At 39.7% G+C, this 16,691-nt stretch carries 23 protein-coding genes; 16 read left to right on the forward strand and 7 right to left on the reverse strand.

Annotation, left to right across the window (positions count from 1 at the left end; all coding sequences use genetic code 11):
* The 3 genes from ACFIMP_RS07265 to ACFIMP_RS07275 all read right to left on the reverse strand — a co-directional run.
* A partial coding sequence (locus ACFIMP_RS07265; RefSeq protein ID WP_375686179.1) for an antA/AntB antirepressor family protein occupies positions 1-237 on the reverse strand: 237 nt, incomplete at its 3' end.
* A gap of 64 nt (positions 238-301) precedes the next feature.
* Positions 302-676 (reverse strand): hypothetical protein, encoded by a 375-nt coding sequence (locus ACFIMP_RS07270; protein WP_375624333.1) that lies wholly within the window; start codon positions 674-676, stop codon positions 302-304.
* A gap of 273 nt (positions 677-949) precedes the next feature.
* On the reverse strand, positions 950-1,303 hold the full coding sequence (locus ACFIMP_RS07275) for a helix-turn-helix domain-containing protein (protein WP_004859838.1): 354 nt from the start codon (positions 1,301-1,303) through the stop codon (positions 950-952).
* Between the two features lie 87 nt (positions 1,304-1,390).
* Here ACFIMP_RS07275 and ACFIMP_RS07280 point away from each other — a divergent pair, with 87 nt between their 5' ends.
* From ACFIMP_RS07280 to ACFIMP_RS07305, 6 genes are all read left to right on the forward strand, one after another.
* Positions 1,391-1,657, forward strand: a complete 267-nt coding sequence (locus ACFIMP_RS07280) for a helix-turn-helix domain-containing protein (protein WP_375637121.1) — start codon at positions 1,391-1,393, stop codon at positions 1,655-1,657.
* Between the two features lie 2 nt (positions 1,658-1,659).
* The gene (locus tag ACFIMP_RS07285) at positions 1,660-2,040 is read left to right on the forward strand and encodes a hypothetical protein (protein WP_375654192.1); all 381 of its coding nucleotides are present in this window, start codon (positions 1,660-1,662) and stop codon (positions 2,038-2,040) included.
* A gap of 147 nt (positions 2,041-2,187) precedes the next feature.
* Positions 2,188-3,318 (forward strand): DUF1376 domain-containing protein, encoded by a 1,131-nt coding sequence (locus ACFIMP_RS07290; RefSeq protein WP_375686180.1) that lies wholly within the window; start codon positions 2,188-2,190, stop codon positions 3,316-3,318.
* Positions 3,302-3,688, forward strand: a complete 387-nt coding sequence (locus ACFIMP_RS07295) for a hypothetical protein (protein ID WP_375686181.1) — start codon at positions 3,302-3,304, stop codon at positions 3,686-3,688. The genes ACFIMP_RS07290 and ACFIMP_RS07295 overlap by 17 nt, the downstream gene beginning before the upstream one ends.
* A 182-nt stretch (positions 3,689-3,870) precedes the next feature.
* Positions 3,871-4,218, forward strand: coding sequence for a hypothetical protein (locus tag ACFIMP_RS07300; protein ID WP_375686182.1), 348 nt, complete (start codon positions 3,871-3,873; stop codon positions 4,216-4,218).
* Positions 4,205-4,720 (forward strand): hypothetical protein, encoded by a 516-nt coding sequence (locus tag ACFIMP_RS07305; protein WP_375613678.1) that lies wholly within the window; start codon positions 4,205-4,207, stop codon positions 4,718-4,720. Before ACFIMP_RS07300 ends, ACFIMP_RS07305 begins: the two co-directional genes overlap by 14 nt.
* 125 nt (positions 4,721-4,845) lie before the next feature.
* Here ACFIMP_RS07305 and ACFIMP_RS07310 read toward each other — a convergent pair whose 3' ends face one another.
* Together ACFIMP_RS07310 and ACFIMP_RS07315 are read right to left on the reverse strand one after the other, a co-directional pair.
* Entirely contained in the window at positions 4,846-5,151 is a 306-nt protein-coding gene (locus ACFIMP_RS07310; protein WP_375632570.1) for a BrnA antitoxin family protein, read from the reverse strand.
* Positions 5,129-5,428, reverse strand: coding sequence for a BrnT family toxin (locus ACFIMP_RS07315; protein ID WP_375612484.1), 300 nt, complete (start codon positions 5,426-5,428; stop codon positions 5,129-5,131). Before ACFIMP_RS07315 ends, ACFIMP_RS07310 begins: the two co-directional genes overlap by 23 nt.
* Before the next feature lie 194 nt (positions 5,429-5,622).
* On the opposite strand from ACFIMP_RS07315, the gene ACFIMP_RS07320 reads away from it, so the two are divergent.
* Both ACFIMP_RS07320 and ACFIMP_RS07325 read left to right on the forward strand, forming a co-directional pair.
* Positions 5,623-6,066: a single-stranded DNA-binding protein gene (locus tag ACFIMP_RS07320; protein ID WP_375686183.1), complete on the forward strand. Its 444-nt coding sequence runs from the start codon at positions 5,623-5,625 to the stop codon at positions 6,064-6,066.
* A gap of 53 nt (positions 6,067-6,119) precedes the next feature.
* A complete protein-coding gene (locus ACFIMP_RS07325) occupies positions 6,120-6,614 on the forward strand; it encodes a hypothetical protein (RefSeq protein ID WP_375686184.1) in 495 nt (164 codons plus the stop codon).
* Between the two features lie 7 nt (positions 6,615-6,621).
* On the opposite strand, the gene ACFIMP_RS07330 is transcribed toward ACFIMP_RS07325, so the two are convergent.
* Both ACFIMP_RS07330 and ACFIMP_RS07335 read right to left on the reverse strand, forming a co-directional pair.
* Entirely contained in the window at positions 6,622-7,326 is a 705-nt protein-coding gene (locus tag ACFIMP_RS07330; protein ID WP_273758872.1) for a hypothetical protein, read from the reverse strand.
* A 59-nt stretch (positions 7,327-7,385) separates the two neighbouring features.
* Positions 7,386-7,844 carry a hypothetical protein gene (locus ACFIMP_RS07335; RefSeq protein WP_375612487.1) on the reverse strand — a complete coding sequence of 153 codons (459 nt, stop codon included), beginning with the start codon at positions 7,842-7,844 and terminating at the stop codon, positions 7,386-7,388.
* A gap of 297 nt (positions 7,845-8,141) precedes the next feature.
* On the opposite strand from ACFIMP_RS07335, the gene ACFIMP_RS07340 reads away from it, so the two are divergent.
* The 8 genes from ACFIMP_RS07340 (at position 8,142) to bgtE (ending at position 16,660) form a co-directional block, all read left to right on the forward strand.
* Positions 8,142-8,456, forward strand: coding sequence for a hypothetical protein (locus tag ACFIMP_RS07340; protein WP_375607311.1), 315 nt, complete (start codon positions 8,142-8,144; stop codon positions 8,454-8,456).
* Positions 8,437-9,762 (forward strand): PBSX family phage terminase large subunit, encoded by a 1,326-nt coding sequence (locus ACFIMP_RS07345; RefSeq protein WP_375686185.1) that lies wholly within the window; start codon positions 8,437-8,439, stop codon positions 9,760-9,762. Before ACFIMP_RS07340 ends, ACFIMP_RS07345 begins: the two co-directional genes overlap by 20 nt.
* Complete coding sequence (gene bgtI / locus ACFIMP_RS07350) at positions 9,747-11,801, forward strand: BaGTA-type gene transfer agent portal protein BgtI (RefSeq protein ID WP_375686186.1); 2,055 nt, start codon at positions 9,747-9,749, stop codon at positions 11,799-11,801. Before ACFIMP_RS07345 ends, bgtI begins: the two co-directional genes overlap by 16 nt.
* An 11-nt stretch (positions 11,802-11,812) precedes the next feature.
* A complete protein-coding gene (locus ACFIMP_RS07355) occupies positions 11,813-12,724 on the forward strand; it encodes a hypothetical protein (RefSeq protein WP_375630243.1) in 912 nt (303 codons plus the stop codon).
* 96 nt (positions 12,725-12,820) lie between these two features.
* Positions 12,821-13,963, forward strand: a complete 1,143-nt coding sequence (bgtG, locus tag ACFIMP_RS07360; protein WP_375686187.1) for a BaGTA-type gene transfer agent major capsid protein — start codon at positions 12,821-12,823, stop codon at positions 13,961-13,963.
* Positions 13,964-13,982: 19 nt separating this feature from the next.
* Entirely contained in the window at positions 13,983-14,432 is a 450-nt protein-coding gene (locus ACFIMP_RS07365; RefSeq protein WP_375612493.1) for a hypothetical protein, read from the forward strand.
* 72 nt (positions 14,433-14,504) lie between these two features.
* The gene (locus tag ACFIMP_RS07370; RefSeq protein ID WP_375612494.1) at positions 14,505-15,203 is read left to right on the forward strand and encodes a phage adaptor protein; all 699 of its coding nucleotides are present in this window, start codon (positions 14,505-14,507) and stop codon (positions 15,201-15,203) included.
* Positions 15,203-16,660, forward strand: coding sequence for a gene transfer agent protein BgtE (gene bgtE, locus ACFIMP_RS07375; protein WP_375612495.1), 1,458 nt, complete (start codon positions 15,203-15,205; stop codon positions 16,658-16,660). Before ACFIMP_RS07370 ends, bgtE begins: the two co-directional genes overlap by 1 nt.
* Positions 16,661-16,691: the final 31 nt, after the last annotated feature.

Genomic DNA, 16,691 nt, shown 5'->3' on the forward strand with positions numbered 1-16,691 from the left:
TTCAGATTTTGGACAAATCTTCTGTCTGTTCCATTCTTGTTTTGTAAAAACAAAATCCACGCCTTCTTTTAGATCAAACTTTTCAACACAATCGTTAAACCAAGTGGAAAAATCTTGTTTCAAATGTAAGTGCCTATGCATTACATGGGCTTTGACCATTTTGGCATAACCAATTTTATTGTCTACCTCGTTTTCAGGTATGAGATATCCTTCACTATCATTATCATGTGTGTTCATAAGTTTACTCTAATCAATTATTGATGGGGAAAAGGGGGGCGCTTTTAAATGCGCCCTTTAGAATTTAAAGCACATCACAAGGACGCAAACGGTGTTGTTGTTCGTAAGTACCGTAAATCTCATCATTATATTTTTCGTCTGCTAAATCAGATAAAAGATCGTGGTAAGCATCACTTTCACGTACAAAGTAATAAACCTTACTATCCTCATGGAGATGTTCAATATTTTTTTCTACATATGCGTCTGCAATCTCTTCAGAGATATCTTCACAATTATTCTCAGAGGGATTTATACGAAAGATTTGGATTGCATCATCTACCTCATCAACAATGCTTAGAATTTGACTTGCATCAAGTGGTCCAGACTCTGCAATGTGTTGATCTTTATCGTAGGTAACTAATAAAATTTCATTGGAATTTATAAGAATTGGATTTTCCATAATTTTTCCTCCCTAACGCCTCTTGGCGATTGTTTGTGCGTGGTTTATGGAATATATATAATACGCATAATGCATACTTGTCAACAATAAAATATGCGTTATGTGTATTTTATTTTTAACGGTATAAAAATCTTGTAAGAAGATTTTTTCTAAATGACGATTCTCATGAAAGGGGAAGGTGAATGGTTATGAAAATAATAAAAAGTGATATAGAATTAGATAACAAAATAATGCATCTGGTTTCTACATTTAGTAATGAAAGAAAAAAAGCTTTTATTTTTTTTCTTCTGCATGCAGGCGATTTAAAAGGTGAAGAATTGTTTCTTTATCTGGTTGAGTTGTTTTTTGCAGTAGATTAATAATTTGCTCATCAACAGTTTGTTTTGTGGCAGGAATTGGAAAGGAGGGGCCTTCTCCCTCTCCAGTTAATAACCATCCTTCACTAATTCTAAATGCTTTTGCATATTTTGCAGATGCCCGTGATATTCCTCTTAATCCTTGTTCGTGCTGTATATAGCTAGAGTAGTTCCAGCCAAAATATCTAGCTGCTTCTTTAGCACTTCTAAAACCACGCGCTAAACGCGCTTTTATTAATCTAGCAGATTGGTCTATCGTGTTACTAAGCATTTTTATCTCCTTAATATATTCATATTGCATATAATTGGTATGCATTTCGACTTGACTTTTAAGTACTCATAATGCATATTATTTTTTATGGGAAAAATAGCAGTAAAACAGTTACGTAAAAATCTGAATTTAACTCTGAAAGAAATGGCAGCACGGTTAGGCGTCAACAAGTCAACAGTATGGCGTTGGGAAAAATATGGTGTTCCTTCAAGAGGAGCCGTTGCATATCTTCTCGAAGCGTTATGGAATGAACAATCTCCTCCAACGCCTTCTTTTGTCAAGGGTTCCACTGTTTGCATGAAGCCATGTGAACAAAATGAAATGACGAAGCTTCAATATGAAGAAAGAAAATAAAAATGGACAATTTCGCAACGATTATTGTGCTTTTTACGACCAATGTAATCACGATTTTTTGTTTTTATGTCTCTCATAAAAAAATGCAAAGCTCTACAAAGGTATTGCAAAGACCATATTACACTTTTCACATTTTGAAAGATTCAATAAAATTGAAAGATTCAATAAAAGAAATGGATTTTCCAGACGGCAGCACAATTGTTTTTAGCGATTCTGATTGGAATTTTTCTCTTGATGCAAATGATAATTTGATAGTTCAAAGTACTTTAGGACCTTCATTATCTATAAAGGCATATAGCGATGCGCACGGTTTCAAAAAGCATTTCATAGATAGTTTACAGAAATACAATCGGTCTACACATTTAGTTAGTGCAGCGAGATGAAGCATGCAGTGTATTTTTGAATTGAGTGAGTTCATTTTTTTTAACTTATGACTACGCGCTCTGTCACAGCTCACGCATAAATAGGCAACAGCCTTAAGGGGGGGATTATGATCACTAATTTATATTTAATGAAAGAAGGGGATGCGCATGTCTAATGGTATGCCATGGATAAGATTCCATTTGTATGACTGGATAAGTGGTACAAATGGAATGACATCTGAACAACGGGGGGTTTATATAACCCTTCTCGTTTACATGTATGAAAAAAAAGAACCACTTAAAACAGATTTTCAAACGCTTGCACGCGTTTGTCATTGTTCGCAGAAAAAATTTGCAGCTATTGTCGAATATCTCATGAGAAATAATAAACTTGTTGAGACAGATAATGGATTGTGGAATACGCGCGTTGAAGAAGAACTAAAAGATTTTTCTGATAAAAAAGAGCACATATCGCAAGTTCGTAGTGAAGCTGGTAAAAAAGGTGCGCAAGCAAAAAATAATACAAAACAACATGTTAATAATTTTGCTGAAGCAAATGCTAAGCAAAATGAAGCAAATGCTAAGCAAAATCAAGCTATAAAGAACCAGAATAAGAATATATATAAAAAAACTAAAACTATCGTTTTAGCAAAAAAAGAAATTGGTTCTGAAAGTTTAGAAACAAACGATTTGGTTGACGAGCCAACAGAGGTTCATGCTTGCGAAAGCCAACCAAAGCAAATCACAACGGGTGTAGAAAACCAACCTCCCATTCACGAGCAAAAGAACGTTCCCAAAAAAGCAAAACGAGCGCAAGCTAATCGCGGTTGTCGATTGCCTACGGATTTTGAACCGGATTACGATTTTGCAATCGAAGAGGGTTTGCCTCCAGAGCGCGTCAAAGTCGAAATCGCAAAATTTAGAGATTATTGGCGTTCAAAAGCCGGAGCAAATGCAACCAAAATCGATTGGCAAGCAACATGGCGTAACTGGGTACGCAGGGCTATCGAGGGTTTAGAAAAAATAAAAAATACGAACAACAATGGTGGAAACAATGGAAACTTTTCAAAAGATCAAAGAACTCGTGGTGGTACCGGAGAGACAATCCGTAATCTTATCGGTGCAACACAGCTTAGTGACGCCTCTACAAGATACCGTGCAACAGATAGAGCAATGTGTAACTCTGGAGTTCCCATGGACCTTGAGAAATGGCATTCAATTGACAGCAACCCTAGAGAAACAAGCTTTAGAAGCTTATCAGACTGTTCAAAACTTACTTACCTTGAAAGCGTCTGTTGAAGACATAGCAGAGGCTCTTGATGTGCTTGAAGGTGGTTTGACAATGCAAAAAGTTTCGAATGTAGAAGCGCGTGCAAAGGCTTATATCGCAGCTCTTAACGGCATTTCACTCTGGTCTTTATTGCAAGCTGTTAAAAATCTTATACGTGGTGAAGCAAAAGGCATGTCCACAACCTTTGTCCCCTCTTGTGCTGATCTAGCGCAGTATTGTCGTGATTTAGAAAGCAGGCTTTATGGTGTTGCTGAGAGAGTTTTTATAGCAGTTGAAAATACGCGTAACCTAGCCTTAGGAGGCAAGCGCATTTCATTCATGAGAATAGGAAAGCCTAGTGAAGAGTGTCATGACAGTAGCAATTCAAAAGCGGCTTAAAACAGCAAAATAGTGAAAAGTGCTGATCATTTTACGATTAGACATGCATTTAAATCGACAAAAAGGTACCATACAAAGCGATTTAAAGATTTTACGATAAAAACCATATCCGCAATATAAAACGCTCTGTACGGTCAAATTTAAGGTAAATAGACCAATTGGTAAAATTATGGACTAAAAACATGAGAATATTAAAAGACCTGTTCTTAAAAAAGCGTAAACAACCAATGCAAAAAGAGTTTGTTGCAACAGCTGTTGGTTATGTTCCTTGGGGGAACGGAGCAGAGGAGTATTTTTACAACCTCTACGAATATGAAGACGGTACAAGAGAGTGTGAAAAGTTTGATGGCGGACAGTATTATACCACACCAGAAAATGCGGATTTTAGTACCAAAGCGCAGGTGAAAGCATGGGTTTACGGTGGTGCTATTCCGAAAAGCGTTCTCAATTACGAACCTCTTATAGACGAGATCAATAAAGAGATCAAAAAATTATCGAAAACCGCAGGAAATAAATATGTTTACAGATAAACAGCTAAGAGCCTTGTTTGGCATTATAACTTTTATATTTTTATGTTTTTTAGGAATTAAAAAAAATCCCTACTTTATTCAAAGTATTTTGATATTTGCATCTTTTGGTTTGATAATAGTAACAAATATTTTTGTAATTTTATGCAATTCTCATATTCCTTTTGAGTTGCAGAACAATCCAAAATATAAAGATGATGATACAACGGGTTGGGTGAAACTAACACGTGATTTACAACAGTATTTGCACAGACTCTTAAAACTAATAAGTTTAGCGCTTGTCGTTTTAATTTTCCCAAGTAGTTATAAAGAAACGGTCTCTTTACCTATTATTTCTAAGTACGTGGAGCATAAGCTTTCTTTTTCATTGGATACTGTACTTTGGTACTCAGATACTGCTCTTTGGTATTCCTTTTTAGTTTGTGTATTGTTTCTTATGTTACATACACGCAGTTTAATAAATATATCTATTTACACACTACAGTGCTCCGTTAAAAAGCTATAGTAAAATTTCCGATTTTATAAAACTGTTCAGATTACGTTGTTTCTTCTCAACGTTCATAGATGAGATCAACAAGGAGATAAAAAACTATCGAAAGCAGTTTGATACTCTTTGTAGCAGGAAAGAGATCAACGCATTGAACGAAGCATGGCGTCACGTAAAATTGCGTTAATCCGTGTTTGATATCCTTTCCCTTGACTTTTAAGCCACGCTAGAACGTCTGAATCCACACGTACTGTTGTGACAGTTTTGGTTGGTTTATAGAATGGATTGCGAACGGCGTTTTTCCAGAATGCATCATTGAGTGACGGAATATCACTATGATCAATTGCACTGTCCGGCATTGCAGCCAGCTTATCAACTTCAACTCTCTGTTTATCTGTCAAAGGTGATAAGTTACCTACATCAATTTCATAACGAACTTTCTTCTTCATAACGTTTCCTTTCTTTTGAGTTGGCTCGCCGCGCTGAAATAATACGGATTACTTCTATACCATCTTTATCATCATGGACAGTATGCGCCACGAGCAGCAGTAAAAAACCATCCACAAGACCCAAAGTTTGCCAACGATATTCTCCGTTTTCAATACGGTCTTGTTTAACCATGGCGAACGGGTCTGCAAAAACACGAGCAGCAATTTCAAAACTGACACGGTGCTTTCTAAGATTACTTTTCGCTTTAGCTTCATCCCATTCAAATCTTATTTTCATGTCTTATGTTAATACATTTATGTATGTATATCAAGAGTTTTAAATGAACACTGAACTATTTATGTTTTTTTGCATATTAAATATAATTTTATATGTTAAAAAACAATAATATCATTTTGAAATAATTGAAAAAATAAGCAAATCATGCTAAGATTTTCTATGTATTAAAGTACAAGTTTAAGGTAAGAAAAAACATGCTAAATAAAGTGACATTAATCGGGCGTTTAGGTGCTGATCCCGAAAGCAAAACAATGAATTCTGGAGCAGAAATAGTCAATTTTAGTATAGCGACTTCTGAGAGCTATACAGATAAAAAAACCAATCAAAAAGTAGAGAAAACAGAATGGCATTCCGTGGTGATTTTTAATCCGCATTTAGCAAAAATTGCACTTCAATATCTAAACAAAGGTTCAAAGGTTTACGTAGAAGGCAAATTACAGACACGCAAATGGCAAGATAAAAATGGGCATGACCGTTACACAACAGAGATTATTTTACCACAATTCAAAGGCGAGTTGTATTTGCTTGATGTAAAGAAAGATCAATCTGCCCCTTCATCTATTACTTCTCAAAATTATGCTATCGCTTCAGGTGCCGCTGATCATAGTGCATCTCTTAATGACAGCATACCATTTTGATTGATAAAATATAACAAAGAGAAACATGTGGGCTCCCACAGATTAGGGGATGTATGAAGAAGAAAGATGCTTACATTTCACAAGTGAAAGTACGTCAAGATCCTGTTAATCAATTGGCAATTGAAATGCGTGCTAAACGCTTTGGTTTGACTATTGAAGAGGCTAAAAATCCGCTTGCTGGTACTTATGTTGGGCGGCTGTGTTTGCAAGGTGTGCTTACTCAAGACCAGTATGATGCTGCGCAAAAATATATTGAAGTGAAAAATGACTATTTGTGTGCAAAAGGTTTACCAAGCGCTGTTTATGACGAAATACCATCATCTTCTGATGACAAAGCAAGAGAGAAATGGGTTGAATTTGCAACAGTACAGTTTTCTAATATGCAAGAGGCGATAAAAGAAACACAACATCTCTATAGACAGTATAATCTTTATGCAGCAATACAATATATTATTGTCGAAGACCAAACATTACCACATCTTGTGAATTCATTGCGGGTCGCTCTTAACGCGCTTCATAAATATTTTGACAGAAAAACTAAATGGTAAATGTTTGTTATAATGTTTCAAAGGCAGTTGATTGCTCTTCTGATATTTCGGCTATAAATACTGCGTGAGAAAAGCTAAATAATATATATACGAATAGCTCAAAGAATGCGATATAGAATACAATACCCATAGAGAGGTTTTCGCGAAACTGAATCCAGAGAAGCATTGTTTGTAGTAAAAATGAAACAGGTAGCGCTTGTATTCTATATTGGATTGGTGCCATACAGACTGTAAGGGGAAGAGTAAGCATTAAAATAATTGTCCCTAACAAATAAGGGGCAAAAGAGCGGGGGAAAAACGTAGCAATGATGTACCCTGTAGAAAACATAATTATAAAGGTAACCACTGCTGTGAAATAGGAGAGTGCCATAAGGCGTAAGAATAAAAATAAGCTGCGTTTAGCAAAACGAAAGTAATAATTTATCGTTTTTTCTCCGTTTTTTTTCTTAATCGCTTTATGTTCTCTAAATCTTTCTCGTTTTTCAATTATTTCGTTCCATTTGCTTTTATCCTTTGTAAAAGCATAATCGATAGTTTCTAACGTTGGCAGTATTATTGTTAATAGTATTTTTCCTACTAAATTTAGGAACTCTTTTAGAGTTTCAAGTATGCCCCCTAGAAATAATCCAATGCCGTAAATTACTAATATAATAATATCAATTAATATTGGGATTATTAAGATAAGGATTACAATTCCTATAATAAACCACATTTTCTCCCCCTTTTTATTAATCATTAATCATAGTATTGAATTTTTAATTGATTTTTTTCTCAACCAGATTCATTCTGTTTTTCCATTATCATTATCTGTTTCTGTTGTTGCCAAAGCTTTTCGTATAATTCCTCAATTATTTTCTCTTGTTCCTTAATCGCTTTGTAGTGTCTATCGACCATCCTACTGTTTTCCTTAACTGCTTCGTTTCGTTGTATAATCGCTTTATTAATTTTTTCATTCTCATAATCAAACGCCATCTGAGAGTATTCGACTAAGCGATCATGTTCAAAATTTGCTATTATTCCTAGGTAATTTCTCCAAGCAAACAACAAAATTGCTACTACTAATAAAGAGTTTCTTGAAAATTCAAGATACCAAAGCACCCCAAGTACTATGGCTAATAAAAGAGTACCTTGAAATTCTGTATTCCGACCATTCTCTGCTTCTTCCCGCATGTCAGAGACTATAGCCCATAGGATGAGTATACCCACTATTACTATGACAATATCACGCATTGTTCTCCCCCGCTTTTTATTAGTTTCTAGTCATATAATTGATTCGTTTAGATGATACAATTGTGAGTGGTTGGTTGTTAAAGACACTAGATTTAGGTAAAAAAATAAAAAATATACAATATCGTGATTTTTTTGTTGACAGGATATGAAAAATAGTGTTTTATGGCGTTGCTGTACTAGTCGAATTGTGTCTAGAATTACGGTAAAGGTATAACCTTTCTTATAAGTTTATATGATTGTTCAGAGCCCTGCTTTTGCGGGGTTTTTTTATTGTCTTGTTTACAAAAAGAAACACACATGAAAACCACTGAAAAACTTGCAAAAAAAACGCCCCCAAAGGCAGGTCAAGGGCGAGTAAAAGGTGTGCCAAATAAAACGACACGTATTTTGAAAGAAGCAGTGCTTAAGGCAGCTGAGCGCGCTGGTAAGAAATATGGTGATGATGGTTTGATCTCTTATCTAGAAAAACAGGCAATCAAATGCCCCGCTGCTTATCTGTCATTGTTGGGAAAGATTTTGCCTCTTCAAGTGACAGGGGAAGATGGGGGCGCCATTAAGATGATAACGCGTGTAGAAATCGCGCCTTTGGTCAATGACGACACGACAGATTAATATTGTTCCAAAGCTTATACCGATTTTTACAGGTAAGGCTTTGGTGCGTGCTGCTTGGGGAGGAAGAGGGTCTGGAAAGACAAGATCATTTGCCTTGATGGCGGCTTTAAAAGGCTATCAATTTGGTATGGGAGGGATATCAGGCACTATACTTTGTGCACGTCAGTTTCAGAATTCGCTAGCAGAGAGTTCATTGGAGGAGATTAAGCGCGCCATTGAAGCGCACGACTTTTTAAAGGACTATTACAAGGTTGGGGAGTCGTCGATTAAATCGATAGATGGTCGTATAGCCTTTCAGTTTTCTGGACTAGACCGTAATATTGCCAGTATCAAATCCATGGGGCGTATTTTGCTTTGTTGGGTTGATGAAGCAGAGCCGGTTACAGAGACGGCTTGGCAGACGCTTATACCGACTTTGCGAGAAGAGGGAGAGGGGTGGCGAGCAGAGTTATGGGTCACATGGAACCCGTTGCGAGAGAATGCACCCGTTGAGAAGCGGTTTCGCTTTTCAGACAATGAAGCCATTAAGCGTGTAGAGATCAACTGGTCAGACAATCCGAAGTTTCCCAAGATCTTGAATGAAGCACGATTGGATGATCTGAGAAACCGTCCAGAGACCTATAAGCATATCTGGGAAGGGGATTATCTGAAAGCGGTTCAAGGTGCTTATTATCAAAAGGAAATGTTGGCAGCCGAGCAAGAGGGGCGGATAGGGCGTGTTGCGCGTGACCCTTTAATGCAGATACGGGCTTTTTGGGACATTGGGGGTACGGGCGCCAAGGCAGATGCAACAGCGATATGGATAGCACAGTTTGTGGGACGAGAAATCAGAGTGCTTAATTATTACGAAGCACAGGGGCAGCCTTTATCGGAACATATCGGTTGGTTGCGTCACAATGGTTATGAGAAGGCATTGATGGTTTTGCCCCATGATGGTGCGACCAGAGACCGTGTGCACAATGTGAGTTTTGAGAGTGCTTTAAATGATGCGGGTTTTGAAACGCAAGTGATCCCTAATCAAGGGGCAGGGGCGGTTAAGATGCGTATAGAGGCGGTGCGGCGTATTTTGCCGTCTGTTTGGTTTAATGAAGAGATGACGGTAGCAGGGCGCAAAGCACTGAATTGGTATCATGAGAAATGGGATGAGAAGCGCGGCATTGGTTTGGGTGCAGAGCATGATTGGTCGAGCCATGGGGCGGATGCCTTTGGTTTAATGTGCATTGTCTATGAAGCACCCAGTGTCAAACCCAAGCAAGAGCGTTATTGCACTATGGAAAGAGAAGCGGCATCATGGATGGCATTCTAGATCAAGACTTTCAAAAAACGACAATCCTCGATGAATATGAACTCTATAAGCGTTTAAAGTCTTGGTACGCAGAAGATATTGAACATGTTAATGAATGGCGTGAACAGGCGCGTGAAGATTTTGATTTTTATAATGGTCGTCAATGGGCAGAGGAAGATCTTGCGGTTTTAAAAGAGCAACGCCGTCCTGTCATGACTTTTAACCGCATTGCACCCCTTGTGAATGCTATTGTTGGGGCGGAGCGTAATAATAAGCGCGAAGTACAGTTTCAACCACGGCAAATGGGAGCGGCAATACCCAATGAATTGCTTACTGGAGCAGCAGAATGGTTTCGTGATGAGGCAGAGGCGGAATATGCCGATTCCGATGCTTTTCAGGATATGGTTATTTGCGGTATGGGCTGGACAGATACGCGGCTTGATTATGATACAGATCCCGAAGGGATACCTGCTGTTCAACGTTTAGATCCCTTAAAAATGGTTTGGGATGCCAATGCTGTAAGACCAAATCTCATTGACGCACAGCGTATGTGGTATGTTGATCGCAAATCCGTTGAGGATGCTAAAAGTCTTTTTCCTGATGTTGCTGTTGAAGATCTTAACGCCGATTGGGCTATCGATAGTACAACCGATTCTGAGGATTCTCATGTGTCGCTTGATGCGTATCAAGATGACTCCAATGCGACTTCTCTCTCAGATCCGTATTCTGGGAAACGCTATGTTACGCTGGTTGAATGCCGTTGGTTTGAATATGAGACCACTTACAAGGCGCCTGATCTTCAAACCGGACAGATGCGCAACTATAGCAAACAGGAGTTTGAACAGCTTCAAAGGGTAATGCCACAATTACAAGGGGTGTGTTTTAATAAAAAAGTGGTGAGACGCGCTTTTCTAGGACGACGTCTTTTAGCAAAGCCCGATAAGCCATTAGCACCTGATGGGCAACTTGGGTGGGAGTGTATCACGGGCACGCTGGATAAGCTTAAAAACCAGTTTTACGGGATTGTTCGCCCCGCAAAAGATCCACAAAAATGGTCGAATAAATATTTTAGCCAAGTGATGTATATCCTTAATAGCCAGTCTAAGGGCGGCTTGATGGCAGAACGAGACGCTTTCGATGATGATCGCCAAGCCATGGAAAGCTGGGCGCGAACGGATACGATTACTTGGGTTAAAAATGGCGCGCTTACAGGAGGGAAAATTCAACCAAAGCCAAGTGCACAATTTCCCAATGGATTTTTCCAGCTGTTTAATGAATCGCGTGAAGCGATAACGCATGTAACAGGGTTATCGGCTGAGTTTATCGGAACACGGGAGGTCAACCAAGCCAATGTGTTGGAAAATACACGCCGGCAATCAACGCTTAATTTGCTTGCGGGGCTGTTTGATAATCTCAAGCTTTATCGGTGTAGGCAGGGAAAGATTATCCTTTATCTTATCCAGAATTATCTCTCTGATGGGCGTCTGGTACGTATTTCTGGACAAGAGAATGCCCAATATGTGCCGTTGACGCGTGAAGCTGTTACGACGCTTGAGTATGACATTATTGTTGATGATTCACCGACAAGCCCCAATGAAAAAGAGAAAACTTTTGCAGCAATTACGCAGATGTTGCCGCTGCTTGGTGGTTTCTTAACACCGGAGATGATTCCAGATCTTTTAAAGCTTTCCCCACTACCGGCAACATTGGTAGCAAATTTAACGGCAAAAGCACAGCAGGCACAACAAGAACAGCAGCAACAGCAGATGATGCAACAAAGCCAAGGAGCACAATTAACTCCAGAGCAACAAGCAAAGATTGCTGTTTTACAGCAAGAAGCGCAAGCAAAGAGCACACTCTATCAACTTGATGCGCAGCAGAAACAAACGGCATTGCAGCAGAAAAATATCGAACTTTTCTTGAAACAAGAACAAGCGCGTATGCAGCTCGAACTTCAACAGGCAAAAAATGAGATAGCGCAGCGTGACTTAGAACGCAAAGCTTTACAGGCACAGTTGGAACACTATCGAGTTTTGACAAAAAATATAATAACACATTGAAGGGACAGAATATGGAAGAAGAGTTTACGCCTGAAGAACAAGCAATCTATGATGAACATTTTGCCAGTGATAATGTTGTTGAGTTGGTCGAGCCAGAACAAGTTGAGGAAGTTGTTGATGCAGAGGAAAGTTCTGAACAACCAGCTGTAGAACCACTTCAAGAGCAGCCAAATTCTGATGTAATAGAATCTGATAAACTAGAGCAAGAGCGGCAAGCACGCCAAAAGGCAGAACAAAGCGCCATTGAAGCGCGTGAATTGGCTATTGAACTTGCGCAAAAATATGCCGCAATGCAGGAAGAAATCACGCGCCGCCGTGAGGAAAATGTTCCCTCCCTAGAAGACGACCCACAAGCACATGTTGCATGGCTTAGTCATAAGGTACAGGAACAACAGAAATTGCTTGATGAGTTTTCTCATATGAGAGAGAGCCAAGAGCGCATGAGTCAAGAGGAATATGAACGCCAAAAGTTGGGGGATTATTTCGAGGAAGCCAAAGCGCAAGTACAAGATAAATATCCAGATTTAGACAGTATCACGGACTATCTCTATGAAAGAGCAGACAGTGTCTTACAAGCGCAAGCAAGCCTTTATCCACAATGGAAAGACCCAGAGGCACGGCAACAACAAATTGGTGCTGAATTGCGCCAAATATGCCAGCAGTGTCAGAAAGCCGGTATAAATCCAATTGAGGTGCTGGTGCAAAAAGCAAAAGCTTTTGGCTATAGTGGCGCGCCCGTTAAGGACGAAGTAGGAGCTCTTCAAGAGCGTTCTCAAGCAGCGCGGACGCTTACAGCGCGCGGCGGACAAGTTCCAACAGGCGGTATGGATGTGAGAACGCTCTTTTCCATGCCAGAAGCCGAATTTGCTGTATGGGTTGAGAAAAATCCCGAAAAATTTGAACAAATTATGAGCAGAGCGTGAGATGTGCGTGGTGACGCAACAGAGAGAACCAAGTGATTGTTATCGTTTGGGGGTGCCGCAAGGCGAGTTTTAAAACCAAGAAAGGCATTGATTGAAATGGCAGTAACACAGGTAAATCTTAATGACCCATTAGCCGTTGGCGTTTGGGCTAAGATGCTAAACACAGAAACTTCAAAAGCGTTGCTCATTGCACCGCTGATGGGAAAAGGAAAAAACAGCATTATTCAAGTATTGGATATGCTAGGAAAATCCGCTGGTGACTCTGTGACGAGCGGATTAAGAGTCCAACTTATGGGGGATGGCGTTAGCGAGGGACAAACGCTGGAAGGCAATGAAGAAGCCCTCCAATTTATGAATGAAACGGTGCGTATTAACGAGCTTTCTCATGCTGTACGCGTAAAGTATGAAGGCACCATTGATCAACAACGTGTTTTATTTAATTTACGAACAGAAGCAAAGGATGGGTTGGTTGATTGGTATGCAGATCGCTTAAGTTTGATGTTCTTCATTCAGGCAGCAGGTTATACAGCACCATGGATTCACTTCGAGGGACGCACCATAACCCTTAAACCCGTACACTATGGTTTTAATGCTCCGTTAGAGCCAAGCAAATTGCGTATTATTCGCCCAGCTAAGAAAAAGACTGATGAAGAACTTACAAAAGACGATGTTTTTACATTAGATCTTATAGATCAGGCTGTTGAACGCGCTAAACTTGCTAATCCACGTTTGCGCCCTGTTCGTGTTGATGGAAAATCGGCATATGTGATGTATCTCCACCCAACACAGGTGACCCAATTGCGTACCAATACAAAGAGCGGGCAATGGTTAGACATTACCAAGGCAGCTTATGATGGCTCTGGAGCTAAGAACCCAATTTTTAATGGTTCTTTGGGGATGTATAACGGTGTCATTTTGCGTGAAGCTGAACATGTCCCCAATGGTATCAATTCAAAGACACAAGAGCCTGTAACATCTGTTCGCCGTGCTGTGTTGCTTGGTGCGCAAAGTGTTATCATGGCTTATGGGCGCGTTGGCAATGGAGCAACAGGAGGCGATGGGAAAGGGGGAACACGCTATAAACTTGTTGAAGAACTGTTTGATTATCAACGTGAATTTGGGGTTGCAGCTAAAACCATTATCGGCATGAAAAAGTCACGCTATACCTTGCCGCATTCTGATCAAGGGGGACAAGACTTTGGTACGATTGTTATCCCTTCTTTTGCCGAAGCAAGCTAATTATTAAAGGATGACAATTATGGCAGAAAAATCGCTAATTACACAGGAACCTGTTGAGACCGTTGAGACTGTTGAAACCGTTGGCATAATAGATGAGGGATTGCCACCTGTTTTGCAAGGACGCAACAACTCTACGCAGCAGGTTAGTTTTTTACGGGCGCGTATTAAATGTACAGATCAAGGGTTGATAACAAAAATTGGCGTTCTACCCCGAGGGGCTTTTATAAAAAGTATTACAGCTTATACCATGGAGGATTTTGAAGATGTAACAGCTACATTTGGAAAAGAGCCTCATGGTAATGATTATGGAGATGTAGGGCTTCGGCAATCTACCGATGGCAATCTGTACCTCCCTATGGAGGAACGAGATGTTCCATTAGAAGCTGAAAGTACGATTTACATGACACGAGACAAGAAAAGCACCAAAGGTGATGCTGAGGTGATTGTTGAGTTTTACACTAATCGTTAAAGGCAAGGGGGCGTTTATTGCTTGCGTCCCCCTCCTATACAAGATGCCCCAATACATTTGGAAGAGGCTGATATGACAATAATAGTACAGACAGGTGGTCCGATTGGAGACAAACAGACCATTGCTCCTTGGGATAAAAATTTTATCCAGATGTTAAACGATATTCAGGATGAAATAGATGATCAAACAGATGAGTATGTTGATCAAGTGCAAAGGGCGATATTTTCGGCTATTCGCTTTTGTGAACGATTGCCTTTTTATTTCAATGAAAGCCGCGAAGTTGTTTTTACCACTCTAAAGGGCAAAAGCCGTTATGGCGCAGAGGAAAATCCAGTTATTCCGGCTGCTGTTCGCATTGTTGATGCTTACGTTTATGAAGATAATCACAGCAAAGCAAAGCTTTTGCAGGTAGATCCTCTTGTTATTGAGAATCTTGAGGATGATTGTAGCCATGGCATGCCTACACGCTATGCTTATTTTGAACAAAAGCTTGTCTTGTATCCAACACCAGAGCGCGTTTATTCTATCAGGCTTATTCTTGACCCTGTAAGAATAAAAGATATTGAGAGTGCACAAGAAGCGTCCATATGGTTTTTAGAAGCCTATGAACTGATCAAAACGCGTGCAAAATATGAAATTTATACCAATATTATTAAAGAACCACAGATGGCAGCGGCAGCTTTTGCCATGTTTCAAGAGCAACTCGATGCGCTTCAAATTGAAACATCACGGCGCAAGAATTTGTTAAAAATTCAACACACGGATTTCTGATGACCTTTATTCCTATTGCTGAGTATAGACCAGATGTTGCATTTATTAATAGTGGTTATTCTAGTGAGATCGTGAACGTTTTACCTGCACCAAATTCGTATATTCCGTTTCCCATTGTGGCGCCGGTCTCAGATCCTTTTCCGGATGTGATTTTGGGGGTCTATGCGGTGCGCTCATTGGGTGGTGTGCGCATCATTGTGGGGGCACCAACAAAACTTTATGAATATGACAACAGCACGCGCGGCTGGAAAGACATTAGCAAACCTCACACACAATATCACGCCAATGAGACTGCACTTTGGTCTTTTGCCTCCTTTGGTGATCATATCATTGCTGTTAATAGCAATGACCCACCACAAATGCTTTCGTTAAAAACGGATGAAAGGTTTTGTGATTTGAGTGGTAATCCCCCGCGTGCTGGACTTGTGCGTGTGTGGGGTGATTTTGTTTGCCTGATGCAATTAACAGATAAGCCAAACCGTGTTCAGTGGTCCGGTTTGAATGATGCGACACATTGGACGGTTGGGGAGAAAAGTTGCGATTATCAAGATTTTCCCGATGGAGAATATGTTCAAGGGTCTACGGAATCAACAAATCCACTTATTTTCATGCGCTCCGCCATTTATCATGCAACCTTTGTACCAGGCTCTAAAATTATATTCAGTTTTGCAAAAATAAAAGACAAAATAGGGGCGAAAAGCAGCACAGCAATTGCAAGCCGTGGAGACTGTACTTTCTTTGTCTCTGATGATGGTTTTTATCAAATCAACAGTGCTGGTGAAATGCTCCCTATAGGCTTTGGTAAAGTCGATAAAACCATCTTCACACTTTACAATAATTTTGCCATTGATGAGATGAGAGCATGTATTGATCCGGTCTATTCTCGTGTTTATTTTTCTATCAATGATAACACTGAAGGGATGCATATTTATGTTTATGATTGGCTTTTGCAAATATGGAGTGTCATTAATGGGCAAAACCTTCTCTTATTTCCCCTTTTTGCAGCCGGTTATACATTAGAAGGCTTAGACGAAGTACAAGAGAGCTTGAAAGATTTACCAGCTTCTCTTGATAGTAAGATGTGGCAAAATGGTGCGCCTGTTTTGGGAGCCTTTACGCCAGACAACACATTTGGTTTTTTTGCGGGTCCTCCAATGGAAGCAGTTATTGCTTCACAAATTGTGGGGGATACGGGCAGGCAAATCAACCTGATGAGTGAGGCTTTTGTTCAAGCGGATACAACAAAAGGTTTTTTAAGTGTTGGGGCGGCTTTTATCATTGATAACAAGAACCAATTAAATTGGGCTAAAGAGCGTTATGCCGGCTATAATATTGGGATGTATAATATCCGCTCACGGGCGCGTTATCACGCTTTGCGTCTGAGAATACCAGAAGGCACTCCATGGACACATATAACAGGCTTTGATGTAACGCTGAAACCCGCGGGCATAAGATGAGTTTTAAGATCTATAATACAGAAAAATGGAG

The sequence above is a fragment of the Bartonella sp. AP65SXKL genome (assembly GCF_042195725.1).
GTDB lineage: Bacteria > Pseudomonadota > Alphaproteobacteria > Rhizobiales > Rhizobiaceae > Bartonella.